The 26,593-nt window shown below is 70.6% G+C and carries 19 protein-coding genes; 11 read left to right on the forward strand and 8 right to left on the reverse strand.

All coding sequences use genetic code 11. From position 1 onward, the window contains the following. The first annotated feature begins 139 nt into the window (after positions 1 to 139). Both thiC and OG408_RS19960 read left to right on the forward strand, forming a co-directional pair. Positions 140 to 1,942 (forward strand): phosphomethylpyrimidine synthase ThiC, encoded by a 1,803-nt coding sequence (gene thiC / locus OG408_RS19955; protein ID WP_266780434.1) that lies wholly within the window; start codon positions 140 to 142, stop codon positions 1,940 to 1,942. A 176-nt stretch (positions 1,943 to 2,118) separates the two neighbouring features. Next, positions 2,119 to 3,795, forward strand: a complete 1,677-nt coding sequence (locus tag OG408_RS19960) for a DUF885 domain-containing protein (RefSeq protein WP_326671121.1) — start codon at positions 2,119 to 2,121, stop codon at positions 3,793 to 3,795. A gap of 87 nt (positions 3,796 to 3,882) precedes the next feature. Here the strand turns inward: OG408_RS19960 and OG408_RS19965 are convergent, their stop codons facing one another. The 3 genes from OG408_RS19965 to OG408_RS19975 form a co-directional block, all read right to left on the reverse strand. After that, the gene (locus OG408_RS19965; RefSeq protein ID WP_266780436.1) at positions 3,883 to 4,719 is read right to left on the reverse strand and encodes a hypothetical protein; all 837 of its coding nucleotides are present in this window, start codon (positions 4,717 to 4,719) and stop codon (positions 3,883 to 3,885) included. 180 nt (positions 4,720 to 4,899) lie between these two features. Then, complete coding sequence (locus OG408_RS19970; protein WP_326671123.1) at positions 4,900 to 5,958, reverse strand: metallophosphoesterase; 1,059 nt, start codon at positions 5,956 to 5,958, stop codon at positions 4,900 to 4,902. Positions 5,959 to 6,131: 173 nt separating this feature from the next. Further along, positions 6,132 to 7,244, reverse strand: a complete 1,113-nt coding sequence (locus tag OG408_RS19975) for a LacI family DNA-binding transcriptional regulator (RefSeq protein ID WP_266780437.1) — start codon at positions 7,242 to 7,244, stop codon at positions 6,132 to 6,134. A 371-nt stretch (positions 7,245 to 7,615) separates the two neighbouring features. On the opposite strand from OG408_RS19975, the gene hisC reads away from it, so the two are divergent. The 5 genes from hisC (at position 7,616) to OG408_RS20000 (ending at position 16,984) form a co-directional block, all read left to right on the forward strand. Further along, positions 7,616 to 8,695 (forward strand): histidinol-phosphate transaminase, encoded by a 1,080-nt coding sequence (gene hisC, locus OG408_RS19980; protein WP_266780438.1) that lies wholly within the window; start codon positions 7,616 to 7,618, stop codon positions 8,693 to 8,695. Positions 8,696 to 8,941: 246 nt separating this feature from the next. Beyond that, positions 8,942 to 10,450: a cytochrome ubiquinol oxidase subunit I gene (locus OG408_RS19985; protein ID WP_266780439.1), complete on the forward strand. Its 1,509-nt coding sequence runs from the start codon at positions 8,942 to 8,944 to the stop codon at positions 10,448 to 10,450. 19 nt (positions 10,451 to 10,469) lie between these two features. Then, complete coding sequence (gene cydB / locus OG408_RS19990) at positions 10,470 to 11,471, forward strand: cytochrome d ubiquinol oxidase subunit II (protein ID WP_266780440.1); 1,002 nt, start codon at positions 10,470 to 10,472, stop codon at positions 11,469 to 11,471. 46 nt (positions 11,472 to 11,517) lie between these two features. After that, positions 11,518 to 15,120: a thiol reductant ABC exporter subunit CydD gene (cydD, locus tag OG408_RS19995; protein ID WP_326671129.1), complete on the forward strand. Its 3,603-nt coding sequence runs from the start codon at positions 11,518 to 11,520 to the stop codon at positions 15,118 to 15,120. Between the two features lie 139 nt (positions 15,121 to 15,259). Continuing rightward, on the forward strand, positions 15,260 to 16,984 hold the full coding sequence (locus OG408_RS20000) for a sensor histidine kinase (protein ID WP_326671131.1): 1,725 nt from the start codon (positions 15,260 to 15,262) through the stop codon (positions 16,982 to 16,984). Between the two features lie 117 nt (positions 16,985 to 17,101). On the opposite strand, the gene OG408_RS20005 is transcribed toward OG408_RS20000, so the two are convergent. Further along, a complete protein-coding gene (locus tag OG408_RS20005) occupies positions 17,102 to 17,968 on the reverse strand; it encodes an HAD hydrolase family protein (protein ID WP_326671133.1) in 867 nt (288 codons plus the stop codon). Between the two features lie 230 nt (positions 17,969 to 18,198). Here OG408_RS20005 and OG408_RS20010 point away from each other — a divergent pair, with 230 nt between their 5' ends. Then, entirely contained in the window at positions 18,199 to 19,155 is a 957-nt protein-coding gene (locus OG408_RS20010) for an LLM class flavin-dependent oxidoreductase (RefSeq protein ID WP_285572203.1), read from the forward strand. Between the two features lie 29 nt (positions 19,156 to 19,184). On the opposite strand, the gene OG408_RS20015 is transcribed toward OG408_RS20010, so the two are convergent. The 4 genes from OG408_RS20015 to OG408_RS20030 form a co-directional block, all read right to left on the reverse strand. After that, complete coding sequence (locus tag OG408_RS20015) at positions 19,185 to 19,727, reverse strand: RNA 2'-phosphotransferase (RefSeq protein WP_285572202.1); 543 nt, start codon at positions 19,725 to 19,727, stop codon at positions 19,185 to 19,187. A 184-nt stretch (positions 19,728 to 19,911) separates the two neighbouring features. Further along, on the reverse strand, positions 19,912 to 20,862 hold the full coding sequence (locus tag OG408_RS20020) for a MerR family transcriptional regulator (RefSeq protein WP_285572200.1): 951 nt from the start codon (positions 20,860 to 20,862) through the stop codon (positions 19,912 to 19,914). Then, on the reverse strand, positions 20,859 to 22,631 hold the full coding sequence (locus OG408_RS20025) for an SDR family oxidoreductase (RefSeq protein WP_266786297.1): 1,773 nt from the start codon (positions 22,629 to 22,631) through the stop codon (positions 20,859 to 20,861). Before OG408_RS20025 ends, OG408_RS20020 begins: the two co-directional genes overlap by 4 nt. A gap of 5 nt (positions 22,632 to 22,636) precedes the next feature. Continuing rightward, on the reverse strand, positions 22,637 to 23,488 hold the full coding sequence (locus OG408_RS20030; RefSeq protein ID WP_266780447.1) for a M24 family metallopeptidase: 852 nt from the start codon (positions 23,486 to 23,488) through the stop codon (positions 22,637 to 22,639). A 256-nt stretch (positions 23,489 to 23,744) separates the two neighbouring features. Between OG408_RS20030 and OG408_RS20035 the strand changes: the two genes are divergently transcribed. From OG408_RS20035 to OG408_RS20045, 3 genes are read left to right on the forward strand one after another with little or no spacing between them, the layout of a single operon-like run. Further along, positions 23,745 to 24,779 (forward strand): ABC transporter ATP-binding protein, encoded by a 1,035-nt coding sequence (locus OG408_RS20035; RefSeq protein WP_266780448.1) that lies wholly within the window; start codon positions 23,745 to 23,747, stop codon positions 24,777 to 24,779. Beyond that, the gene (locus OG408_RS20040; RefSeq protein ID WP_266780449.1) at positions 24,769 to 25,677 is read left to right on the forward strand and encodes an ABC transporter permease; all 909 of its coding nucleotides are present in this window, start codon (positions 24,769 to 24,771) and stop codon (positions 25,675 to 25,677) included. Before OG408_RS20035 ends, OG408_RS20040 begins: the two co-directional genes overlap by 11 nt. Beyond that, positions 25,674 to 26,585, forward strand: a complete 912-nt coding sequence (locus OG408_RS20045; RefSeq protein ID WP_266780450.1) for an ABC transporter ATP-binding protein — start codon at positions 25,674 to 25,676, stop codon at positions 26,583 to 26,585. The genes OG408_RS20040 and OG408_RS20045 overlap by 4 nt, the downstream gene beginning before the upstream one ends. Positions 26,586 to 26,593 lie beyond the last annotated feature (8 nt).

Raw genomic sequence — 26,593 nt, forward strand, 5'->3', positions numbered from 1 at the left:
GCGTGGTGGCACCTTTGCACACGCGGGAGCTCGGAGCACCGGGCTGAGAGGGCGCTGATTCTCCGTACAGCCGTACGGGACAGGCTGCGCCGACCGCCGAACCTGTTACCGGGTAATGCCGGCGTAGGGAGTAGGTCTCATGACCACATCGGACGCACGCACGCCTGCCTCGAATCAGAGCGACGAGGCCGGGAAGTCCATCGGCTGGCACAAGGGGTACGTCCAGGGCTCACGCCCGGACCTCCAGGTGCCGGTCCGTCAGGTGCACCTCACCAACGGCAAGGACGTGACGCTGTACGACACGTCGGGGCCGTACACCGATCCCGCCACGGAGACCGACGTCCGCCGTGGCCTGGCGCCTCTGCGGGAGAACTGGATCATCGCCCGCGGCGACACCGAGGAGTACGCGGGACGCCCCGCGCGCCCCGAGGACGACGGGCTCAAGCACACCTCACCGCGCGGGGGACTGCGCAACCTCGACGCGGTCTTCCCCGGCCGCCCCCGGCAGCCGCGGCGCAGCCGGGACGGCCGGCCGGTCACCCAGCTCGCGTACGCCCGCCGCGGCGAGATCACCCCGGAGATGGAGTACGTCGCGATCCGGGAGAACGTCGAGCCCGAGGTGGTGCGCGAGGAGATCGCGGCCGGCCGGGCCGTGCTGCCCGCCAACGTCAACCACCCGGAGATCGAGCCGATGATCATCGGCAAGCGGTTCCTGGTGAAGGTGAACGCCAACATCGGCAACTCCGCGGTCACGTCCTCCATCGAGGAGGAGGTGGACAAGATGACCTGGGCGACCAAGTGGGGCGCCGACACGGTCATGGATCTGTCCACCGGCCGCAACATCCACACCACCCGTGAGTGGGTTCTTCGCAACTCCCCCGTGCCGATCGGCACCGTGCCGCTCTACCAGGCCCTGGAGAAGGTCGACGGCCGGGCCGAGGAGCTGACCTGGGAGATCTACAAGGACACCGTCATCGAGCAGGCCGAGCAGGGCGTCGACTACATGACGGTCCACGCCGGCGTGCGCCTGCCGTACGTGCCGCTGACGGCCCGCCGCAAGACCGGCATCGTCTCGCGGGGCGGCTCGATCATGGCGGCCTGGTGCCTCGCGCACCACAAGGAGTCGTTCCTCTACGAGCACTTCGAGGACCTCTGCGAGATTCTCGCCTCCTACGACGTGACGTACTCCCTGGGCGACGGGCTGCGGCCCGGTTCGATCGCGGACGCCAACGACGAGGCACAGTTCGCGGAGCTGCGTACGCTCGGCGAACTGAACACGGTCGCCAAGCGGTTCGGCGTCCAGACGATGATCGAGGGCCCGGGGCACGTCCCCATGCACAAGATCAAGGAGAACATCGACCTTCAGCAGGAGATCTGCGAGGAGGCGCCGTTCTACACGCTCGGCCCGCTGACGACCGATGTGGCTCCGGCCTACGACCACATCACCTCGGGCATCGGCGCCGCGATGATCGCCTGGTGGGGGACGGCGATGCTCTGCTACGTGACGCCCAAGGAGCACCTCGGACTGCCCAACCGGGACGATGTGAAGACCGGGGTCATCACCTACAAGATCGCGGCCCATGCGGCGGACCTCGCCAAGGGGCATCCGGGGGCGCAGGAGTGGGACGACGCGCTGTCGGACGCGCGGTTCGAGTTCCGCTGGGAGGACCAGTTCAACCTGGCCCTCGACCCGGTCACGGCACGGGAGTTCCACGACGAGACGCTTCCGGCCGAGCCGGCCAAGACCGCGCACTTCTGCTCGATGTGCGGGCCGAAGTTCTGCTCGATGAAGATCAGCCAGGACATCCGCCGCGAGCACGGCGGGGACCTCGACGCCGGTGAGATCGAGGCGGGCATGGAGGAGAAGTCCAAGGAGTTCGCGGCCTCGGGCAACCGGGTGTACCTGCCCCTCGCGGAGACGGGCGGCAGGACGGCCGGCTGACCCGGCCGCCTCGCTGGAGGCGGGTCCGCCAGGACACCGTTCCTGGCGGGCCCGCCACCGCGGAACCCACCGCGAACGGCTGGTCGCCGCCGTCCGTCACCAGGTGGACGCCGCACTCCGGTACCGGTGTCCGTCCGCCCCTGCGGCCGGGGCCGACGGCACGTCAGGATGTCGATATGACAAACGAGTCGAGCACCCCGCGGAGTATCGCCGACAGCCATCTCGACCAGGTGGCCGCGCACGACCCGCTGACCGCCGCGTGGCTGGGCCTGAACCCGGGCGACGACCGGCAGCCGGACCTCTCGCCGGACGGCTTCGAGGCCCACGCCGAGCTCGCCCGCCGCACTCTCGCCGCACTCGGCGCCGCCCCGGCAGCGGAAGACCCCGCTGAACAGGCCTGCGCCCGGCTGCTGCGCGAACGCCTCACCGCGGAACTCGCGATGCACGACACCGGCGAGAACTTCCGGCAGCTGCGCACCGTCGGAGCGCATGTCGACCAGGTGCGGGCGATTTTCACGCTGATGCCCACCACCACCGACGAGGACTGGGCGGCGGTCGCCGGCCGACTGCGTAACCTGCCCGGAGCCCTGGACGGCTACCGGGCCACCCTCACCGAGGGGATGAGGCGGGGCCTGCTCGCCGCTCCCCGGCAGGCCGCCGGGGTGATCGGGCAGCTCTCGGACTGGACCGGGGGACAGCAGGCGGGTGCGGGCTGGTTCGCCGACTTCGCCGCGAAGGGGACCGACCGGCTGCGGCCCGGGCTGGACGCCGCAGCCCGGTCGGCCACCGGCGCGGTGTCCGAGTTCCGCGACTGGCTGCGCGACACCTATCTCCCCGCCGCGGCGGGCACCCCGGACGCCGTCGGACGGGAGCGCTACCTGCACGCCGCCCGCCACAACACCGGGGCCGAGCTCGATCTGGACGAGGCCTACGCCTGGGCCTGGGACGAGTTCCACCGGACGCTCTCCGAGATGCGCGCCGAAGCCGGGCGCGTCCTGCCCGGCGCCCCGCTCCTCGAAGCCATGCACCACCTGGACGAGTACGGCCACGCGGTCGAGGGCGAGGAGGCCGTCCGCGACTGGCTTCAGCAGCTCATGGACGAGGCGATCGACGCCCTCGACGGCAGCCACTTCGATCTCTCCGGACCGATCCGCACGGTCGAGTCCCGGATCGCGCCCGCGGGCAGCGCCTCGGGGCCGTACTACCAGGGTCCGAGCCTCGACTTCAGCCGCCCGGGCCGCACGTACCTGCCCACCCTCGGGCAGGACTCCTTCCCGACCTGGCAGCTCGTCAGCATCTGGTACCACGAGGGCGTTCCCGGCCACCATCTCCAGCTCGCGCAGTGGGTCGCGGTCGCCGACCGGCTCAGCCGGTACCAGGTCACCGAGGGCATGGTGAGCGCCAATATCGAGGGCTGGGCCCTGTACGCCGAGCGCTTCATGGACGACCTGGGCTTCTTCGCCGAACCCGCACGCCGCCTCGGCTTCCTGGACGGGCAGATGCTGCGCACCATCCGGGTGATCATCGACATAGGCATGCACCTCGAACTCGCCGTCCCCGCCGGCTCGGGCTTCCACCCGGGTGAACGCTGGACCCCGGCGCTCGCCGCGGAGTTCATGGCCACCTACAACGGCAGCCCGGCCGCCCGCCGCAACGCGGAGATCGACCGCTACCTCGGCTGGCCCGGCCAGGCCATCGGCTACAAGCTCGGCGAACGTGCCTGGCTGCAGGGCCGGGATGCCGCCAAGCGCCGGCAGGGTGCCGCCTTCGATCTGAAGACCTGGCACATGAAGGCTCTCTCGCAGGGTTCGCTGGGGCTCGACGACCTGGTCGGCAGTCTCGCGGCGCTGTAGCCCGGGCGCCGTCGTCTGCCGGGAGGCCCGGGGGCGGGCCTCCCGGGGGCGGTTCGCCGGGTCCGGGCCTTCCGGCCTCCTGACCGGTTACTCCGGTTCGTGGTCCGGGCCGCCGAAGTCGGGGCTGGTGAAGTCCGGGCTGGTGAACGTCGGGCGCGGGGCGGCGGCCGGGCCGTCGTCCGGGCTGGAGAAGTCCGGCCTGCTGTAGCCGATCTTCGGGATGCGGTTGGGCGAGCGGTGCGGGGTGCGCGCGGCGGGCGCGGCGCCCGGGTCGGCGAGGGCGTCCCGGAGGAACGGCAGGATGCCGCGTTCCAGCAGGGCGTGCCGCCAGGCCTCCCTGGCGCGTGCCACGTCCTCCGGAAGTTCCTCGCCGTGTTCCTCGGCCGCGAGCGAGGTCGAGCCGTTGCGCAGGGCCGTGACGAGGAGCACGACGGCGGCGACGAGGATGGCGGCCGCGGTGACCGCCGCGAAGAACCAGCCGGCCCCGACCATGCTGCCCGCGAAGGCCGGCGGCGGGTCGAGCATCTTCAGGATGTAGCCGATGAGCAGGAATATCACCGCGGCGGTGCCCGCCAGTACCGGTGCCAGGACGGTGACGACGGCTCCTATGCCGGCGCCCGACTGGTAGGAGCCGGTCGGCGCCGTCTCCGCTTCCCCGGCGCCGGCCCCGTTGTCGTACGGGTCCTCGGCCGCGGCGCGGATCTCCTCGCGGGCCTTCACGTAGTACTCGTACTCGGTGGCCGCCGCGGCCGTGATCAGTGCGGTGGCGGCCATCGCCATGGTGCGCAGCTGCACCGGATTGAGCCGTTCTCCGACAGCGGCCAGATCCGGTCGTTCATGGGCGTGACGCAGCGCGTCGTCGAGGATCCGCTCGTACTCGGGCCGGTCCTCGGTCAGCAGGTGCGGAGCGCTGTTCATGTGCATCCCCCGATGCTCCGTAGGGCCTGTGTGCCCGTTCGAACCGGGCAGTCGGGCGGAAACGGAGGAGAGCCTGCTACTGGTACGCCGATGGTAGAGCGCTCACGGCACGGGGTGACAGGGGGTTTCCGGAAATAGGCCCAGTGGTCGCGTGTTCAGATCGGGATGCGTCTTCCCGGAAGAACGTCAGTCATGCAGGGGGAGTTGGACGACCAGTAGCTTTCCGGCCATGGTCACTCCGCCGTCCATGGCGATGGCGAGCCCGTCCGCGTACACGTGCGGACCGTCCACGACCGGCCCGGAGCCGTCCTCGCCGTCTTCCGATCCGACGTCGCCCAGCAGGTACGGAATGGGGCTGTGACCATGGACGACGCGTCGTCCGCCGTAGGCCGCCATCAGCTCCTGCACGGCCTGCGGACCCGACTCGTCACGGAAGGCGAACCGCTTGGTCAGCTTGCGGAAGAGGTCCCAGCACTCATCGGCGTCGTTCCGCGTGAGAATGGCGTGCACCGTGTCGTTGACGTCCTCGATGGTGGAGCCGTAGTCGAGGTAGGCCGTCGTGTCCGAGTGCATCAGGAGGTGCTCGTCCTCCTCGGCGACCGCGTCGAGGCGGGACATCCACTGGAGGTGGACGTCCTGGAGCCGCTCCATGTCGTTCTTCTGGCCGCCGTTGAGCAGCCAGGCGGCCTGGAAGGTGGCGGTGCCGGCGCCGGAGTTGACCGGGGTGTCCCCGAAGCGCTTGGCGCCGATCAGCAGCAGCTCGTGGTTGCCCATCAGGGCCTTGCAGTAGCCGCCGGAGGCCGCGGCCTCGGCGGACAGCCGCATCACGAGGTCGATGACGCCGATCCCGTCGGGTCCCCGGTCGGTGAAGTCGCCGAGGAACCAGAGCCGCGCGTTGCCCGCGGACCAGCTGCCCTCGGAGTCGATCAGGCCCTGCTCGGAGAGGGCGGCGATGAGCTCGTCCAGATAGCCGTGGACGTCACCGACGACGTACAGCGGTCCGAGCCCGGGGTCCTGGGCGGGCCGGGGGTCGGGCACGTTCCGCACCTGGACGGTGTCCTCGCGGCTGATCACGGGGAGGTCGCGCGCGGTCGGGGTGTACCCCTCCGGCGGCTCGCCCCCCGGGAACGCGTTGCCCGGGTGCGGTGAAGCGGGCGGCGCAGCGGACTGCGCATAGGGCGGTACGCGGAAGTCGCGCAACGTCGCCGTCCGCACCACGGGTTCCTGACCGGCCCCCTGTGTCATCGACCCCTCCACCACCGTCGCGCCGCCGTACACCTGACGGGCCCTGCTGGTCGGGGTGGTCCGCGGTGTCGTGCGCCCATCATAGGAATGAGGATCGTGCTCTGTGACGCACCAGGGGTGGTGAATCCGTCCGCACACCAGGTTCGTCGGTCGATTGGTCCCAATTGGGCTGATCAATCCCCTGCCGGCGAACGCGGCGGGCTCACCGTGGTGCGGGGTGGGCGGCGTTGCGAGGAGGTCCGGACGATGAGTTCCGTCGGTATCACCTGCTCCACCGGACCGTCCTGGTCGACGCCTTCGATGGCGTCGATGAGGAGCTGGACGACCGCCGTGCCGATGCGGCGGGGCTTCAGCGAGAGCGTCGTGATGGGCGGCTCGGTCGTCGCGTACACGGTCGACTCGCTGCAGCAGACCAGCAGCAGGTCCTCCGGGACGCGCAGACCGTACCGGCGGGCGGCCGCCAGCAGATCGGTGCCGTTGGGGTCGAAGAGCCCGTAGACGGCGTCCGGGCGGTCCGGACGGGCCAGCAGGCGGTCGGCGGCCACCGCGCCCGCACACGGGTCGTGGGCGGGGTAGGACTCGTAGACCGGGTCCTGGCCCACGCGCTCGCACCAGTGGAGGTACGCGGTCGTGGAGAGCCGGGTGTACGTGTCGGTGGTGGTGCCGGTGAGCAGCCCGATGCGGCGGGCCCCGGCGGCGGCCAGATGGTCGAGGAGGTCCAGGACGGCGGCCCGGTGGTCGTTGTCCACCCATGCGGTGACCGGGAGGGTTCCGGCCGGCCGGCCGTCGGACACGACGGGCAGGCCCTGGCGTACGAGTTCGGTGACGACCGGGTCCTGGTCGGAGGGGTCGATCACGACGGTGCCGTCCAGTGCGACGTTCGACCAGACGTCGTGGCGTGAGGTGGCGGGGAGGATGACGAGGGCGTAGCCGCGGGCCAGCGCGGCGGAGGTGGCGGCTCTGGCCATCTCGGCGAAGTACGCGAATTCGGTGAAGGTGAAAGGTTCATCCCCGTAGGTCGTCACGGTCAGGCCGATCAGGCCGGACTTGCCGGTACGGAGCGTTCGGGCCGCGGCGGAAGGGCGATAGCCCAGGCGCTCGGCGACCTCGCGGACATGGCGGCGGGTGGCGTCCGGGAGCCTGCCCTTGCCGTTGAGCGCGTCGGAGACGGTCGTGATGGAGACCCCGGCGGCGGCGGCCACATCCCGGATTCCTGCTCGTCCCTGTCGGCCCCCGCGCCGGGGGGTCTCCGTCCGGCTCACCTGGTGCTTCCCTGCTGCTGTCATGGCGAGCCGATAGTAGGGCTCGGGCGGGTACCTGGTCCGGTCGCATATTCACTCGTTGACAGGCACGTTTCTGCATGATCATCGAGCCTCAATCGCCTTGCTAACAAAGGGTGTTAAGGGTCATAGCCGTTGTGTCTCACCTGTCGGGCCGGAGCGGCCTGCCGATAGGTCGATGTCTCGAAGAGGTCTCAACTCACCTCTTCGAGGGACGCGCGCCACGGAGTGAGCCACCGGCGCGCGCCATGGCGGGGAGCGCTCCCCCTCATTCCGGGGTCCACCGGACGAATCCACGGTCCACCCATTCGCACCGGCGCCCAATCCTCATAAGGTGAGCAGTATTGATGTGTACGGACGGTCGAGGAGGACCTGCGGTGAGCGAGACGAGCCCGAAGCTGCGCGCCGAACTGGATGGCGTTCCCGCCTATGTGCCGGGCAAGCCGGCTGCGGCGGACGGACCGCTCGCGTTCAAGCTGTCCTCCAACGAGAATCCGTATCCGCCGCTGCCGGGGGTGATGGAGTCCGCGCTGGCCGCGGCCGCGCACTTCAACCGGTACCCGGACATGGCGTGCACCGGTCTGATGAACGAACTGGCGGACCGTTTCGGCGTGCCGCTGTCGCACCTGGCCACCGGCACCGGTTCGGTGGGCGTGGCCCAGCAGCTGCTGCAGGCCACATCGGGCCCGGGCGACGAGGTCATCTACGCCTGGCGCTCCTTCGAGGCGTACCCGATCATCACGCAGGTCAGTGGCGCGACCTCGGTGAAGGTGCCGCTCACCGACGGTGAGGTGCACGACCTGGACGCGATGGCGGACGCGATCACCGACCGGACCCGGATGATCTTCGTCTGCAATCCCAACAACCCCACCGGCACCGTGGTGCGCCGGGCCGAGCTGGAACGATTCCTCGACCGGGTGCCGGGCGATGTGCTCGTGGTGCTCGACGAGGCGTACAAGGAGTTCATCCGGGACGTCGAGGTCCCCGACGGCCTCGAGATCTACCGGGACCGGCCCAATGTCGCGGTGCTGCGGACGTTCTCCAAGGCCTACGGCCTGGCGGGGCTGCGGGTCGGCTTCGCCGTGGCGCACGAGCCGGTGGCGGCCGCGCTGCGCAAGACGGCGGTGCCCTTCGGGGTCAGCCAGCTCGCCCAGGACGCGGCGGTGGCCTCCCTGCGTGCCGAGGACGAACTCCTGGGCCGGGTGGGCTCCTTGGTGTGTGAGCGGCAGCGGGTGCACGAGACGCTGGTGCGGCAGGGCTGGACGGTGCCGGAGTCCCAGGCGAACTTCGTCTGGCTGCGGCTGGGGGACCGGACCGTCGACTTCGCCTCGGTCTGCGAGAAGGCCGGCGTGGTGGTGAGGCCGTTCGCGGGCGAGGGGGTCCGGGTCACGATCGGTGAGGACGAGGCGAACGACCTGTTCCTGAAGGTGGCGGAGTCGTACCGCCGGGAGCTGTAGCCCCGGAAATCCGTCTGCCGGGCCCCGTATCTCGTTCGCGAGGTGCGGGGCCCGTTCGCGTGCCCGGCCGGGGAGGGGCCTGCCCGGTGCGGGAGGGGTACCCCGCCGTAGATCCCGAAAATGTGTGCGCCATAATTGCTTGTGAATGTGAACGCGTTCACAAGCGTGTCCTGCTTCATCCCGTGATCCGTCGGATTTAAAGGACAAACTGCCGGTGAAACTACGGCGACGTAAGGAGAAGACGACGTGGAGCTAGCTCTGGCGCCGGAGACCCTGGCGCGATGGCAGTTCGGAACGACCACCGTCTACCACTTCCTCTTCGTTCCCCTGACGATCTCTCTCGCCGCGCTCACCGCCGGCCTGCAGACCGCCTGGGTGCGGACCAACAAGGAGAAGTACCTCAGGGCCACCAAGTTCTGGGGAAAGCTCTTCCTGATCAACATCGCCATGGGCGTCGTCACCGGCATCGTCCAGGAGTTCCAGTTCGGGATGAACTGGTCCGACTACTCGCGGTTCGTCGGTGACATCTTCGGTGCCCCGCTCGCGTTCGAGGCGCTGATCGCGTTCTTCTTCGAGTCGACGTTCATCGGGCTGTGGATCTTCGGCTGGGACAAGCTGCCGAAGAAGATCCACCTCGCCTGCATCTGGATGGTCTCGATCGGCACCATCCTCTCCGCGTACTTCATCCTGGCGGCCAACTCCTGGATGCAGCACCCGGTCGGCTACCGCATCAACAAGGAACGCGGACGCGCCGAGCTCACCGACTTCTGGCACGTGCTCACGCAGAACACCGCGCTCACCCAGTTCTTCCACACCATCACGGCGGCCTTCCTGGTCGGCGGCGCGTTCATGGTGGGCATCGCCGCGTTCCACCTGGCACGCAAGAAGCACATCCCGGTGATGCGGACCTCGCTGCGGCTGGGGCTGATCACCGTGGTGATCGCCGGTCTGCTCACCGCCGTCAGCGGTGACCAGCTCGGCAAGGTGATGTTCAAGCAGCAGCCGATGAAGATGGCCGCGGCCGAGGCCCTGTGGGACGGACAGAACTCCGCACCCTTCTCGATCTTCGCCTACGGCGATGTGAGCAAGGGCCACAACTCCGTCGAGATCTCGATCCCCGGGATACTGTCCTTCCTCGCCGACGACGACTTCAACTCGTACGTCCCCGGCATCAACGACATCAACAAGGCCGAGCAGGAGCGCTTCGGTCCCGGCGACTACCGGCCCAACATCCCCGTCGCTTTCTGGAGCTTCCGGTGGATGATCGGCTTCGGCATGGCGTCGTTCGGTCTCGGCATCCTCGGGCTGTGGCTGACCCGGAAGAAGTTCATGCTGCCGCCGGGGATGCGCACCGGTGAGGACGAGGTGCCCCACCTGGTCCTGTTCAAGAACAAGGCGCTCAGCCCGAAGCTGACCAAGTGCTACTGGATCGTCGCGCTGTGGACCCTGCTCTTCCCGCTGATCGCCAACTCCTGGGGCTGGATCTTCACCGAGATGGGCCGACAGCCGTGGGTCGTCTACGGGGTCCTGCAGACCCGTAACGCGGTCTCCCCCGGCGTCTCGCAGGGCGAGGTGCTCACCTCGATGATCCTGTTCACGCTGCTGTACGCGGCGCTCGCCGTGATCGAGGTCAAGCTGCTCGTGAAGTACATCAAGGCCGGACCGCCGGAGCTGACCGACGCCGACCTCAACCCGCCCACCAGGATCGGCGGCGACCACGACGACGCCGACCGGCCCATGGCCTTCTCCTACTGAGAACACAGGGAGCCGAGAGATGGAACTCCACGACGTCTGGTTCGTGCTCATCGCCGTTCTCTGGACCGGCTACTTCTTCCTGGAGGGATTCGACTTCGGGATCGGTGTCCTCACCAAGCTGCTGGCGCGGGACCGCAAGGAACGGCGGGTCCTGATCAACACGATCGGGCCCGTCTGGGACGGAAACGAGGTCTGGCTGCTCAGCGCCGGCGGAGCGACGTTCGCCGCGTTCCCCGAGTGGTACGCCACGCTGTTCTCCGGGTTCTACCTGCCGCTGCTGATCATCCTGCTCTGCCTGATCGTGCGGGGTGTCGCCTTCGAGTACCGGGCGAAGCGGCCCGAGGCGAAGTGGCAGACCAACTGGGAGAACGCGATCTTCTGGACCTCGCTGATCCCGGCCCTGCTCTGGGGCGTGGCCTTCGGCAACATCGTCCGCGGTGTGAAGATCGACGCGGACATGGAGTACGTGGGCAACTTCTGGGACCTGCTCAACCCGTACGCGATCCTCGGCGGACTGGTCACGCTCACCCTCTTCACCTTCCACGGTGCGGTGTTCGCCGGCCTCAAGACGGTCGGGGACATCCGGGCCCGGGCGCGCAGGCTGGCGCTGAAGCTGGGCGCGGTCACCGCGGTCCTCGCGCTGGGGTTCCTGATCTGGACCCAGATCGACAACGGGGACGGCTGGAGCCTGATCGCGATGATCATCGCCGTGGTGGCCCTGGTCGCCGCGATCGGCACCATCGCGGCGGGGCGCGAGGGCTGGTCCTTCGCCTTCTCCGGGGTGACCATCGCGGCCGCGGTCGCCATGTTGTTCCTGACGCTCTTCCCGAACGTCATGCCGTCCTCGCTGAACGACGACTGGAGCCTCACGGTCACCAACGCCTCGTCCAGCCCGTACACGCTGAAGATCATGACCTGGTGTGCGGGGATCGCCACTCCCGTCGTGCTGCTCTACCAGGGCTGGACGTACTGGGTGTTCCGGAAGCGCATCGGTACGCAGCACATCGCCGACGCGCACTGAACGCAGTGAGTGCCTTGACCGAGCCGAGCCCCGTGGGGTGTTTCACGTGAAACCGATCGATCCGCGTCTGCTCCGCCACGCCCGTGCCACCCGCCTGTTCCTGGTGGCCTTGGTGGTACTGGGCCTGGCCGGGGCGGCGCTGGTCATCGCCCAGGCCATGCTCGTCGCCGAAGTGGTGGTGGGCGGCTTCGAGGACGGACTCACGGGCGCGGGACTGCGCACCCCGCTCCTGCTGCTCGCCGCGGTCGCACTCGGCCGGGCCCTGGTCTCCTGGCTCACCGAGCTGGCTGCCTACCGGGCCGGTGCGGCCGTCAAGTCCGAGCTGCGCGGCCGCCTGCTCGCCCGGGCGGCCGAGCTCGGCCCGGACTGGCTGAGCGGGCAGCGCACGGGGTCTCTGGTGGCGCTCGCCACACGGGGGATCGACGCGCTCGACGACTACTTCGCGCGCTATCTGCCGCAGCTCGGACTCGCGGTGGTGGTGCCGGTGGCGGTGCTGGCCAGGGTCGTCACCGAGGACTGGATCTCGGCGGCGATCATCGTGGTCACGCTGCCGCTCATTCCGCTCTTCATGATTCTGATCGGCTGGGCCACCCAGTCGCGGATGGACCGGCAGTGGCGGCTGCTCTCCCGGCTCTCCGGGCACTTCCTCGACGTCGTCGCGGGACTGCCGACGCTGAAGGTCTTCGGCCGGGCCAAGGCCCAGGCCGAGTCCATCCGCACCATCACCTCGCAGTACCGGCAGGCGACCCTGCGCACCCTGCGGATCGCCTTCCTGTCGTCCTTCGCCCTGGAGCTGCTGGCGACGCTCTCGGTGGCCCTGGTCGCCGTCACCATCGGCATGCGGCTCGTCCACGGAGAACTCGATCTCTACACCGGTCTGGTGGTGCTGATCCTGGCGCCCGAGGCCTACCTCCCGATCCGGCAGGTGGGGGCGCAGTACCACGCCGCCGCCGAGGGACTCTCGGCCGCGGAGGAGATCTTCGCCGTCCTGGAGACCGAACCGCGTACGGGCGGTACGCAGGAGGTCCCCGGCTCCCTGCGACTGGAGCTGGAGGGCGTGACCGTCCGGCACCCGGGGCGCACCGAGCCCTCGCTCGCCGCGGCCTCCCTGGTCGTGGAGGAGGGGGAGACGGTCGCGCTGGTCGGCCCGAGCGGGGTGGGCAAGTCCACGCTGCTGAACGTGGTGATGGGGTTCGTGGCACCCGACGAGGGACGGGTGCGGGTGGGCGGGGCCGAACTCGCCGCCCTCTCCGCCGGACTCTGGCGCGAGCGGATCGCCTGGGTGCCGCAGCGTCCGCACCTCTTCGCGGGCACGATCGCGGAGAACGTCCGGCTGGCCCGGCCGGAGGCGGACGACAGCGCGGTGACGGCCGCGCTGCGCGACGCCGGGGCGTACGACTTCGTGGCGGAGCTGCCGGACGGCGCCCGCACACTCCTCGGCGAGGACGGCGTCGGGCTCTCCGCCGGACAGCGCCAGCGGCTCGCCCTCGCCCGGGCGTTCCTCGCCGACCGGCCGGTCCTGCTCCTGGACGAGCCGACCGCGAGCCTGGACGGCGAGACGGAGGCGGGCATCGTCGAGGCGGTACGGAGGCTGGCCGTGGGCCGGACCGTGCTGCTGGTCGTGCACCGGCCCGCGCTTCTGTCGGTGGCCGACCGCGTGGTGACGCTGGAACCGGCGGGAGATGCCGGGGACGCCATGGATGCCGATGGGGGACGGCTCCTGGAGGCCGTAGCGGGCCCGGGGGGGACGGTGACGGTGACGGTGACGGCTGAGGGGTCTGTCGTGGTGCCGCGTCCCGCGACCGGCGCCGAAGGAGGCGCCGGTGCCGGGACGAGGCTGCGTGAACCCGAGGAGGTGCTGCGGGAGACCGTGGCAGGGGCCCGGTGGCACGTGCTTGCGCGGGTGCGGGAGGCCGCCGGAGCGCAGCGCGGCAGGCTGCTGCTCGCCCTGCTGCTGGGAAGCCTCGCGCTGGGCTCGGCCGTCGGTCTCATGGCCGTCTCCGGCTGGCTGATCTCCCGCGCCTCGGAACAGCCCCCGGTGCTCTATCTGATGGTGGCGGTGACGGCGACCCGCGCCTTCGGTATCGGACGGGCGGTCTTCCGCTACGCCGAGCGCCTCGTCTCGCACGACGCGGTGCTCCGGATGCTCGCCGAACTCCGCGTCGCCGTGTACCGGAGCCTGGAGCGGATCGCGCCCGCGGGGCTGCGCCGGACCAGGCGGGGGGACCTCCTCTCGCGACTCGTCGCCGATGTGGACGCCCTCCAGGACTACTGGCTGCGCTGGCTGCTGCCGGCCGGGACCGCGGTCGTCGTGGGGGCCGGTGCCGCCGGCTTCACCGGCTGGCTGCTGCCGGAGGCGGGCCTCGTACTGGCCGCCGGACTGCTGCTGGCCGGCGTCGGGGTGCCGCTCGTCAGCGGGGCCTGCGCCCGGCACGCCGAGCGCCGGCTGGCACCCGCACGGGCAGCGCTGGCCACCCGGATCACCGACCTGCTCGGCGGGACCGCCGAACTGACCGTCGCGGGCGCCCTGCCGGGACGGCTGAACCGGACCAGGGAGGCCGACGGTGTGCTGACCCGGATCGCCTCCCGGGCGGCGACCGCCACCGCGCTCGGCAGCGGTCTCAGCGCCCTGATCGCGGGGCTCACCGTGGTCGCCGCCGCGCTCGTCGCCCTCCCGGCCGTGGCCGACGGGCGGCTGGCCGGGGTGGAACTCGCCGTCGTCGTGCTCACACCGCTGGCCGCCTTCGAGGCCGTCACCGGCCTGCCGCTCGCCGTGCAGTACAGGCAGCGGGTCAAGCGCAGTGCTGAGCGGGTGTTCGAGGTGCTGGACGCCCCGGTGCCGGTGCGGGAGCCCGCCGAGCCGGCCGAGGCGCCCGCGTCGCCCTTCCCGCTGGAGGTACGGGGGCTGTCGGCCCGCTACGCGGAGGACGGACCGGACGCGCTGGACTCGGTCGACCTCACGCTGGAGGCGGGCCGGCGCATCGCGGTGGTGGGCCCGTCCGGCTCCGGAAAGACCACACTGGCCCAGGTCCTGCTCCGCTTCCTGGACGCGCGGACGGGGACGTACCGGATCGGCGGAGTGGACGCGTCCGCGCTGGACGGGGACACGGTCCGGCGGTTCGTCGGCCTGTGTGCCCAGGACGCCCACATCTTCGACAGCTCGATCCGGGAGAACCTGCGGCTGGCCCGTACCGGCGCGACGGACGCCGAACTGCGCGAGGCGCTCCGCCGGGCCCGGCTGCTCGACTGGGCGGAGGCGCTGCCGGACGGCCTGGACACGCTCGTCGGCGAACACGGCGCCCGTCTCTCCGGCGGTCAGCGCCAGCGGCTCGCGCTGGCCCGCGCGCTGCTCGCGGACTTCCCCGTGCTGGTCCTGGACGAGCCGGCCGAGCACCTCGATCTGCCGACGGCGGACGCCCTGACCGCGGATCTGCTCGCGGCCACCCGGGGGCGTACGACGGTACTGATCACGCACCGGCTCGAAGGGCTGGACGCCGTCGACGAGGTGGTGGTGCTGGAGGCGGGCGCCGTCGTGCAGCGCGGTCCGTACGCCGCGCTCGCCGCGGTGGAGGGGCCGCTGAGCCGGATGCTGGAGCGCGAGCGGGAGACCGTGGGCGCGCCGGTCGGGCAGGCGGCCGCGAAGGTCTGACAGGCCGGTCGGGCCGGACGCGCAGGCCTGACCGGCCGATCCGGCTCCCGCCTTCGGCCTCCTCGTCCCCTTCCGGTTCGGCCCGGCCCGGTCCCTGTCTCGACTTTCCCCGACAAAAGGCACTAACTACGCTCTGGGTATGTCAGAGCAGGACCCGAACCAGCCGCAGCAACCGAATGACTCACTCGACGCCGCGACGGAGGCGACGCGCAGCCTGCAGGGCCTGTCCACCGAGCTCACCGCCCGCGTACCGCGGCTGCTCGAAGCCATGCGATCGGTGGGCACGGGACTCGAACTCCACTCCACGCTCGACCGGATCTGTGAGACGGCCGCCGAGCTGGCCCACGCCCGTTACGCGGCCATCGGCGTCGTGGACGAGGAGGGCGGAGGGCTCTCCGACTTCGTCACGTACGGGGTCCCGGAAGCGGTGGCGCGTGAGATCGGCCGCCGCCCCGACGGGCACCACGGGCTGCTCGGCGCCCTGATCCATGACCCCAGCCCCCTGCGGCTCGCGAATCTGACGGGCGATCCGAGGTTCGCGGGCTTTCCGCCGGGCCATCCCCCGATGCGTACGTTCCTCGGCGTTCCGATCCGGGTCCAGGGCGAGATCTTCGGCAATCTCTATCTCGCCGAGAAGGACGGCGGCGCCGAGTTCAACGACTACGACCTGCACATGGTCCGCGTGCTGGCCACCGAGGCCGGCATCGCCATCGGCAACGCGCGGCTGTACGAGGCGGCCAGGCAGCGCGAGCGGTGGATCGACGGTTCGGTGGCCGTGACCACCGCCCTGCTGTCCGGCGGGGACGCCGACGACGCGCTGTCGGTCGTCGCCGAACAGGCCCGTCATCTCGCCGGATCCGCCGCCGGCATCGTGCTGCTGCCGGCCGAGGACGGGGGACTGGAGATCGTCGCCGTCTCCGCGGACGACCCGTCCGCCTCGCTCGGGGTGATCATCCCGGCGCACAGCCCGGTGGTGGCGAGGCTGCTGAGCGGGGAGGCGGTCTTCATAGACGACTCGGCGACCGACTCCCGCATGGTCACCAGGCTGGCCGACCGGTTCGGGCCGAGCATGATGCTGCCGCTGCACAGCGGTGGCCGTGTGCTCGGTGCGCTCGCCACACCGCGGGCCAAGGGCGGCCGGCCGTTCACGGAGACGGAACGGACCCTCGCCACCCAGTTCGCCTCGCAGGCGGCCCTGGCGCTGATGATGGCCGAGGCGCAGCGCGACCGGGAGCGGCTGGCGGTGTACGAGGACCGCGACCGGATCGCCCGTGACCTGCACGATCTGGTCATCCAGCGGCTGTTCGCCACGGGGATGATGCTGGAGAGCGCCCAGCGCCGTTCGGACGTGCCGGAGGTGCAGACGGGGGTGGGCAGGGCGGTCGACGAGCTGGACGTCACCATCCAGGAGATCCGCACCGCGATCTTCGCCCTGCAGCAGGAGCCCGCCGAGGCCCCGTCCGGACTGCGCACCCGGGTGCTGCGGGAGATCAACATGGCGGCCGTCCCGCTCGGCTTCAAGCCGTCCCACCGCTTCCTCGGTCCCGTCGACACGCTGGTGGGCGAGCTGACTGGCAAGAACCTGATCGCGGCGCTCCGGGAGGCGCTGTCGAACGCCTTCCGGCACGCCGAAGCGGCACGGATCGACGTGGTGGTCGACGCGACGGCCACGTTGCCCGACGGCCGGGACGCGGTGCGGCTCTCGGTCGCCGACGACGGGGTGGGCATTCCGCCCGGGGGCCGTCGCAGCGGGCTGCGGAACCTGGCCCGCCGAGCGGAATCGCTCGGTGGGGCCAGCTGGTTCGGACCCGGCATCGGGGACGATGGCGGTGGTACGACGGTGGTGTGGCAGGCACCGCTCTGACCGGTTCGGGAAGGCGGCAGGCCCGGCCGTCTACGCGTCGGCGGGCGTCTGCCCGTGTGCCCGTCAGTCCCTCAGTCCGTCAGTAGTCCCTCAGTCCGTCAGTAGTCCGTCAGTCCTTCAGCGTTCCGTCCGGAGCCGGGTGCGGTCGGCGATGATCCGCTCGATGACGACCGCGACGCCGTCCTCGTTGTTGGTGGCCGTCCGGCCGGAGGCCGCCGCCAGAGCGGCCGGGTGGGCGTTGCCCATCGCGTACGAGGTGCCCGCCCAGCTCAGCATCTCGACGTCGTTCGGCATGTCCCCGAAGGCCACGACCTCGGCGGGGGAGATCCCGCGCTCGGCGCAGCACAGCTCCAGGGTGCTGGCCTTGGAGACGCCGGGCCCGCTGACCTCCAGCAGTGCCGTGGGGCTGGACCGGGTGAAGGAGGCCCGGTCGCCGGCGACCCGGCGGGCCAGGGCGAGGAAGTCGTCAGGGGCCAGCTCGCGGTGGTGGGCCAGGACCTTCAGTACGGGGGCGCCGGCGCCCGGCGTCTCCTCGTGGAGCAGCTTCTCGGCCACCGCCACCGTGGCACCGGGGTCGAGGTGGAACGGCGGGTAGTCCGGCTCGTAGTGGATGCCGGTGGCCAGCTCGACGGCGAAGGACGTGCCGGGGGCGGCCGCGCGCAGCGTGTGCACGACGTCGAGGGCCGCCGCCCGCTCCAGGGCCCTCACCTTCAGCAGCCTGCCGCCGGCGTGCAGGTCGGCGACGGCGGCGCCGTTGGCGCAGATCGCCAGGCCGTGGCCGTGCACGTGGGCACTGACGACATCCATCCAGCGGGCGGGACGGCCGGTGACGAAGAAGACCTCGATCCCGGCCTCCTCGGCGGCGGCGAGCGCCGCGACCGTACGGTCCGAGACGGTCTTGTCGTCGCGCAGGAGAGTGCCGTCCAGATCGGTGGCGATCAGCCGGGGAGTGGCAGGAGCGGGCTGTTCGGTAGCTGAGGTCACCGGTCCATTCTCGCGTACGAGGGTGCACGGGCGTGCGCAGGGGCGCACATCTGAGTGCGTACGCCCGTGAGCAGCAGAACATTCCTCTGGCATATGTCTGCGGATTTCGATGCTCGCCGGCCCGTCCTCGGGCCGTCCTCGGTCCCGCAGTCCGCACCCGGCTCCAAGTGCTCGTCCGGGCGGCCGAGCGCAAAAGATGTGGCGTACCGGGGCCGCCGTAAACTCGAGCCATGAGCTCCACTCCGCGCCTCAGCACCGTCATCCTGCCCGTCCACCGCTGGAACGAGGGCGGGTGCTCCGCCTGGCAGCGCGCCGAGGAGCTCGGTCTGCACACCGCGTACACCTACGACCATCTGGCGTGGCGCGCCTTTCGCGAGCGGCCGTGGTTCGGCGCCCTGCCCACCCTGACGGCGGCCGCCTGCGCCACATCACGTCTGCGGCTGGGGACGCTCGTGACCTCGCCGAACTTCCGGCACCCGGTCACGCTGGCCAAGGAACTGATCTCGCTCGACGACATCTCGGCCGGCCGCATCACGCTGGGCATCGGGGCCGGTGGCAACGGTTTCGACGCGACGACGCTCCTGCGGGGCGACGAGCAGCCCTGGACGCCGCGCGAACGGGCCGACCGCTTCGGTGAGTTCGTTCCGCTGCTGGACGGTCTGCTCCGCGAGCCGGCCGGGCTGACACACGAGGGCTCGTTCTACTCGGCCACCGAGGCGCGGAACGTGCCCGGCTGCGTACAGCGGCCGCGACTCCCGTTCGCCGTCGCCGCCACGGGGCCGCGCGGCCTCAGGGTCGCCGCGCAGTACGGGCAGGCGTGGGTGACCACGGGCGATCCGAAGCAGTACGAGGCGGGCAGCGCGGCGGAGTCGCTCGACGCCGTACGCGGTCAGGTCGACAAGCTGGGGAAGGCCTGCGCGGAGAGCGGCAGGGACGTGGACGAGCTCGACAAGATCCTGCTCACCGGGTTCACGCCGGAGTTCAACCCGGATCTCGCCGGGGGCGGGCCGTTCGACTCCGTGGACGCGTTCGTGGACTTCGCGGGCCGGTATGCGGAGCTCGGGTTCACAGAGATCGTGGTCCACGCACCGGTGCCCGACGGCAGCCCGGACTTCCCGGCAGCGGTGCCGGACGAGAAGCTGTTCGAGGAGATCGCGACGCAGGGCCTGGCCCAGCTCGCCGGCTAGCCGCGGAGTGTGCCGCCGATGGTCCCGGCTCAGCCGGGCAGGCGCAGGAACTCCGGGGGCACGGCGGCGGTGAGCCAGACCCCGTTGGCGCTCACGTAGAAGGTGTGGCCCGCCCGGTGCATCGCCCCCGCGTCCACCGACAGGACGACGGGGCGGCCCCGCCGGGCCCCGACGCGGGTCGCCGTCTCGCGGTCGGGCGAGAGGTGGACATGGGTGCGGTTCATCGGGCGCAGCCCCTCGTCGCGGATCGCGTCCAGGGACCGGCCGACGGTGCCGTGGTAGAGGTACGCGGGCGGCTCGGCCGGCGGCAGGTCCAGGTCCACGTCGACGGTGTGCCCCTGGCTGGCCCGGATGCGGTCGCCCTCGACGGCGAAGCGCTGCTTGTCGTTGGAGGCGACGACATGGTCGAGCTCGGCGCGGGTGACAGGGAAGCGGTGGCGGGCGAGGGCCCCCAGCAGCTCGTCGATCGGCACCCAGCCGTTGGCGTCGAGGGTGAGCCCGATCCGTTCGGGCTGATGCCGCAGGTGTTTCGAGAGGTACTTGGACACCTTGACGGTGCGTCTTTCATCCATACCGACAGCGTGCCCGTGCCGCCGTCCCCTTCGCATCCAGATTTCGCCGCCGGTTCACTTGAGCAATTTTCACTCCGACAGTTTTCGTCCACAGGTTTGATCCACAACCAACTCGGGTTATCCACAGGCTATTTGGCGAATCTGTGGACAAGTGGCTTGCGAATGGCACTATTTGGTCAACTTGTCATGTATTGAAACGAGATGCCGTAAGGGTGTCCAATGTCCTTGTCTGTACCTCTCGTTCGGCAGCAGCCGCGATGAACGCCGCGGTGTTCTCGCGCCCAACAAGTCGTTCCACCGCGCCTATTGTCCCGGCCGGCAGCGTCACCGAGGCCGGTGGCGGACCGGCGGCGTGTGAGGTGAACGGCCCGTCCGCGGCGAGATGGTGATCCAGGTGCCGGGTGGCGAACGTCCGCATCGCTCTGGCGAGTTCGGCGTCCACGGTCTGCTGCGCCAGCGGCCGCAGCCGGCGGACCATCGAAGCCGCCTCGGCCGCGTCCGTGTCGGTCGGCGGACGGTGGCCGAGATAGCGGGCGAAAACGTGCTCGGTCGTGAACTCCAGGAAGCGGGAAGCTATCTGTTCGACCTGGCCGCGAAGTTCCCTCAGATGACCCGAGATTGCGCTCAGCGGCACACCGGCGGCGAACAACTCCACCGCGACCGCCAGCTCTTGCGGGCTCGGCACCAGGAACTCGTCGTCGCGCCCCGGGATCGGTTCCAGGATGCCCAGGTCCACCGCCTCGGCGACCGCCTCGTTGTCGGTGTGCCCGCCGAACTTCGCTTCCAGTTCCGCCCGGGTGATGCGGTCGGCCCGTTCGTCCGTCCACGGACCGTGCACCTCGGCGACGAGTCCGAGCACCCCGCCGAGTCCCCGGCCGGTGTCCCAGGCGTCCAGCAACTCCTTGATGCTGGCCAGGGTGTAGCCGCGGTCGAGCAGGTCAGCGATCTGCCGGAGCCGGGCGAGATGGGTGTCCCGGTACACGTTGGCCCGGCCCCGCCGCTCCGGGGTCGGCAGCAGCCCGCGGTCCTGGTAGGCGCGGATGGTGCGGACCGTGGCGCCACTGGCGTGCGCGAGGTCCTCGATCCGGTACTCGGCGGCCGACCGCCCGGCCGCCGCCGCTCCGGGCCCGCTCACAGCGGCGGCTTCAGCCGGGCGATCCCGCGCAGCACGCCCGGGCTGAGCCGGGACAGGAACCGCACCGCATGGGACTCCGGGGTGACCGGGACGACGGCCTGGTTGCGCACCACCGCCCTGAGGATCGCCTCGGCGACCTTCTCCGGCGGGTAGTTGCGCTTCCCGTACAGCGTGCTCGTCCGCTTCCTCAGCCGCTGTTCCTCCGCCGCGTCCGTCCCGGCGAACCGCGTCGTCGACGTGATGTTCGTGTTGACGATGCCGGGGCAGATCGCACTGACCCCGATCGACTTCTCCGCCAGCTCGGCGCGCAGGCACTCGCTGAGCATCAGCACCGCGGCCTTCGACGTGCTGTACGCGGGCAGTGCGCGCGACGGCTGATACGCCGCAGCGGAAGCCGTGTTGACGATGTGGCCGCCCTGTCCGCGGTCGGCCATCTGCTTGCCGAAGAGCCGGCAGCCGTGGATGACGCCCCACAGATTCACGTCGAGGACGCTTCGCCACTCCTCGGCGGTGGTCTCCAGGAACGAACCGGAGAGCCCGATACCGGCGTTGTTGACCAGCACGTCGACGATGCCGTACTCCGCGGCGACCTTCTCGGCCAGCTTCTCCATGGCCTGCTCGTCGCTGACGTCGACCGTCTCGGCCCAGGCGGCCGGGGCTCCGATCAGCCGGGCCAGCTCCGCCGTCCGGCTCGCCCCCTCCGCGTCCCGGTCCACCGCCACCACCCGGGCCCCGGCCTCGGCGAACGCGAACGCGGTGGCCCGTCCGATCCCGCCGGCCGCCCCCGTCACCAGGACGAGCTGCCCGCCGAACCGGTCCGCGTACGCCCCGCGCGGGACGGTGTCCTGCACCGGGAGACCGCCCTCCAGGGCGGACTCGTTGGCCGCGGCGAACTCGTCGATCCAGGACGCCAGCTGGTCCGGCCGGGTGCGCGGCACCCAGTGCTTGGCGGGCAGCGAGCGCCTGGTCAACTGCGGTACCCAGGCGTCGAGTCCGTCGTAGAGCTGTTCCGAGAGGAATATGTCGCCGGTCGGCGTGATCAGCTGGACGGGGACGTGGGCGAACGCGTCGGCGCGCGGACGGCGCAGCCTGGAGCGGACGTTGTCGCGGTAGAGCCAGGCCCCGTGCGCCGCGTCGTCCGGCAGGGACGGCGTCGGGTAGTCGCCCCGCGGCACCTTCTCCAGCCGCTCCAGGATGCGCGGCCACCGCTTGCCGAGCGGCCCGCGCCAGGCGAGCTCCGGCAGCACCGGCGTGTGCAGCATGTACACGTACCAGGACTTGGCGCCCTGTCCCAGCAACTGGCCGACCCGGCGCGGGGTGGGCCGGGACATCCGCTGCTTGATCCAGTGCCCGAAGTGGTCCAGGGACGGACCGGACATCGAGGTGAACGAGGCGATCCGGCCCTCGGTGCGGCTGACCGTGGCGAACTCCCAGGACTGCACCGAGCCCCAGTCGTGCCCGACCAGGTGCACCGGGCGGTCCGGGCTCACCGCGTCGGCGACGGCCAGGAAGTCGTCGGTCAGCTTCTCCAGGGTGAAGCCGCCGCGCAGCGGGACGGGGGCCGTCGACCGGCCGTGGCCGCGTACGTCGTACAGCACCACGTGCCACTGCTCGGCGAGCTGCCGGGCGACCTGCGTCCAGACCTCCTTGCTGTCCGGATAGCCGTGCACCAGCACGATCGTGGGCCGCGTCGCGTCACCCAGCTCGACGACGCACAGGTCGATACCGCCCGTGGCCACCCGGCGCTCGCGCGCCCCCGGCAGATTCAGCAGACTCACGCCGCCACCTTCTCCTCGGCCCAGCGCCGCACATGCGGCAGATCGTCGTCCAGCCAGAAGGCGCTCTGCTCGGGGTCCCGGGAGTCGGTGACGACCAGGATCTCCTCGAACTTCGCGCCCGTACCCCGGAATCCGAGGTGCGGTTCGACCGCCCACAGGCCCGGCTGCGGAGGATGGTCGGAGAAGCGGTACGGACTCCAGAGCGGCGACCAGCCGTCCCGGTGCCCGTGCACCGCGTCACTCAGCAGCCCCTTCAGCGACTGGGTGCCGAACCCGAACACATGCGGCGACCAACGGCGTTCGGCCACCCGGTCGACCTTGTGGGCGATGACGCCGAAGGGGTAGGCGCGGTGCCGGTTGGCGTACCCCTGCCTGGTCATCAGGCGGTCCACGTCCTCGTAGATCTCGCGCAGCGGGCGCCGCTCACGCACCTCGCGCAGGATCAGGCCGCGGTGGGCCTCCAGGTCCGCGAGCAGTCGGTCGTGCAGCGGATTCAGCCCGAGGCAGCCGGAGTATCCGATGTCGGCGGTGAATCCCTTGTACACAGGGGCCATGTCGAGGATGAAGGGCATCCCCGGCTCCAGCCGCCGGTCGGTCGGGAAGAACTGGAGCGGCACCCTGAACCCGGCGAACGCCGTACGGTCCCCGAACCAGGCGAACGGGAGGTGGAACCAGTCCCGCACCCCGCGCTCGCGCAGCCAGGTGCGCTGCATCCTGGCCGCCTCGCGCTCCGTCACCCCCGGCCTCAGACGGGCGGCGACCGCCTCCGCGCACTCGTACGCGAGACGCTGCACTTCTCTGAACCCCTGAAGCTCAGGGGCCCGTTCGTCCTTGGCTCGCGCGGTCATGCCACCGTCCGTTCCCTGCCGTGTGCGGTACGTGCCCGTAACGTGACACTGATGAATGTGACAATGTCCGGCGGCTGCGTCAAGGGCTGTGCCGGACCTGTGGACAACTCCACGGCCGGCCGGTCCGGACCTGCGCGGCCGTCCCACCGTCCTCCTCCATGGGGTCCCCCTTACGGGTCCGTACGCCTGGAGTCGGACGGGAATCCAGCCGCCAGGTCTGACGACCGGTGTGGCCCGCACCACTACCGTCGATGACGTGACTGTCATTGCGACCGAAAGCCTGAGCAAGCGGTTCCCCCGGGTGACCGCGCTTGACCGGCTCTCCTTGGACATCGGCCCGGGTGTGACCGGGCTGGTGGGATCCAACGGAGCCGGCAAGTCCACGTTGATCAAGATCCTGCTGGGTCTGTCCCCCGCGACCGAGGGCCGGGCCGCGGTGCTCGGGCTCGACGTCGCGACGAGCGGCGCCGCCATCCGGGAACGGGTCGGCTACATGCCGGAACACGACTGCCTGCCGCCCGACGTCTCGGCCACCGAGTTCGTCGTCCACATGGCACGGATGTCCGGACTGCCGCCGACCGCGGCCCGCGAACGCACCGCGGACACCCTGCGCCACGTCGGCCTGTACGAGGAGCGCTACCGGCCCATCGGCGGCTACTCGACCGGCATGAAGCAGCGGGTGAAGCTCGCCCAGGCGCTGGTCCACGACCCGCAGCTGGTCCTCCTCGACGAGCCGACCAACGGGCTGGACCCGGTCGGACGCGACGAGATGCTCGGCCTGATCCGGCGGATCCACACGGACTTCGGGATCTCGGTCCTCGTCACCTCGCACCTGCTGGGCGAACTGGAACGCACCTGCGACCACGTCGTCGTCATCGACGGCGGATCGCTGCTTCGCTCCAGCTCCACCAGCGACTTCACCCAGACCACCACGACCCTCGCGGTCGAGGTCACCGACAGCGACACCCACCCGGACGGGACCGACGCCGTGCGCAAGGTCCTCACCGGTGCGGGGATCAAGCTGGTGGGTCTCGACGGACTGGACACCGAGGGGCTGCCCGGGGCGGGCCACATCCTGCTGATCGAGGCGACCGGCGAGGAGACGTACGACCTCGTCCGCGACAGCGTCGCCGGCCTCGGCCTCGGCCTCGTCCGGATGGAACAGCGCCGCCACCACATCGCCGAGGTCTTCCGCACCGAAGAGGCACCGGAAGCGCACACCGAGGCACGGACCGCGTCCGTGGCCGCCGGTGCCGTACAGCAGAAGGGGAGCGGTCGCGATGAGCACTGAGACCGGCGCCGCGACCGGGAGCGAGACCTCCCGGATCCACAACATCGGCTACCGCGCCTACGACGGGCCGCGCCTCGGCCGCGCCTACGCACGGCGCTCGCTCTACTCGCAGTCCCTGCGCGGTTCGTTCGGACTCGGCCGCTCCGCCAAGTCCAAGGTGCTGCCGATGCTGCTGTTCGGCGTGATGTGCCTGGTCGCGGCGATCCTCGTGGCGGTCGCCATCGCCACCCCCAACTCGACGAAGCTGCCGATCAAGTACACCTCGTTCGCGATCTACCTCCAGGCCGTCATCGGGCTGTTCCTCGCCGCACAGGCACCGCAGTCGGTCTCCAGGGACCTGCGGTTCAAGAGCGTGCCGCTGTACTTCTCGCGGCCGATCGAGCGGGCGGACTACGTACTGGCCAAGTTCGCGGCCATGGTCTCCGCACTCCTGGTGATCACCGGCGCGCCGCTGGTCATCCTGTACGTGGGCGCGCTGCTGGGGAAGTTCGACTTCGCGGACCAGACCAAGTGGTTCGCCCAGGGGATGGTGTCGGTGGCCCTGCTGTCCGTGCTCTTCGCCGGCCTCGGCCTGGTGATGGCCGCGCTCACCCCGCGCCGCGGCTTCGGCGTCGCGGCGGTGATCGCCGTGCTGACCATCACGTACGGAGCGGTCAGCACCATCCAGGGCATCGCCTGGTCCACCGGGTCCACCGGCGCCGTGCCGTGGCTGGGCCTCTTCTCCCCGATCACGCTCGTCGACGGTGTGCAGACCGCGTTCCTCGGGGCGACCTCCGCCTTCCCCGGAGGGGAAGGCCCGGGGGCCGGTGCCGGTGTGGTCTATCTGATCGTTGTTCTCGCGCTCGTCGCCGGCTCGTACGCCGTCCTGATGCGCCGCTACCGGAGGGTCGGGCTGTGACCACCATCGAGATCGACCACACGTCCCGCTGGTTCGGCAACGTGGTCGCCGTCAACGACGTGAGCATGAACGTGGGGCCGGGCGTCACCGGTCTGCTCGGCCCCAACGGCGCCGGCAAGTCGACGCTGATCAACATGATGGCCGGATTCCTCGCCCCGTCGACGGGCACGGTCACGCTCGACGGCAAGGCGATCTGGCGCAACGAGGCCGTGTACCGGCAGATCGGCATCGTGCCGGAGCGGGAGGGCATGTACGACTTCCTGACCGGCCGCGAATTCGTGGTGGCCAACGCCGAACTGCACGGTCTGGGCGACGCCGAGGCGGCCGCCGCGCTGGTCACGGTCCAGATGGAGTACGCGCAGGACCGCAAGATCTCCACGTACAGCAAGGGCATGCGCCAGCGCGTGAAGATGGCGTCCGCGCTGGTCCACAACCCGTCCGTGCTGCTGCTCGACGAGCCGTTCAACGGAATGGACCCGCGTCAGCGGATGCAGCTGATGGAACTGCTGCGACGGATGGGGGCGGAGGGCCGCACGGTTCTCTTCTCCTCCCACATCCTCGAAGAGGTCGAGCAACTGGCCTCGCACATCGAGGTGATCGTGGCCGGCCGGCACGCCGCCTCCGGTGACTTCCGCAAGATCCGCCGGCTGATGACGGATCGCCCGCACCGCTATCTCGTACGGTCCAGCGACGACCGCGCCCTCGCCGCCGCGCTCATCGCCGACCCGTCGACGGCCGGGATCGAGGTCGACCTCGGCGAGAACGCCCTGCGCATCCAGGCCGTCGACTTCGGACGCTTCACCACGCTGCTGCCGAAGGTCGCTCGTGATCAGGGCATTCGTCTTCTGACCGTTTCGCCGTCCGACGAGTCCCTCGAATCGGTCTTTTCCTATCTCGTAGCGGCCTGAGTAGTGGC

The organism is Streptomyces sp. NBC_01257 (assembly GCF_035917255.1).
GTDB lineage: Bacteria > Actinomycetota > Actinomycetes > Streptomycetales > Streptomycetaceae > Streptomyces.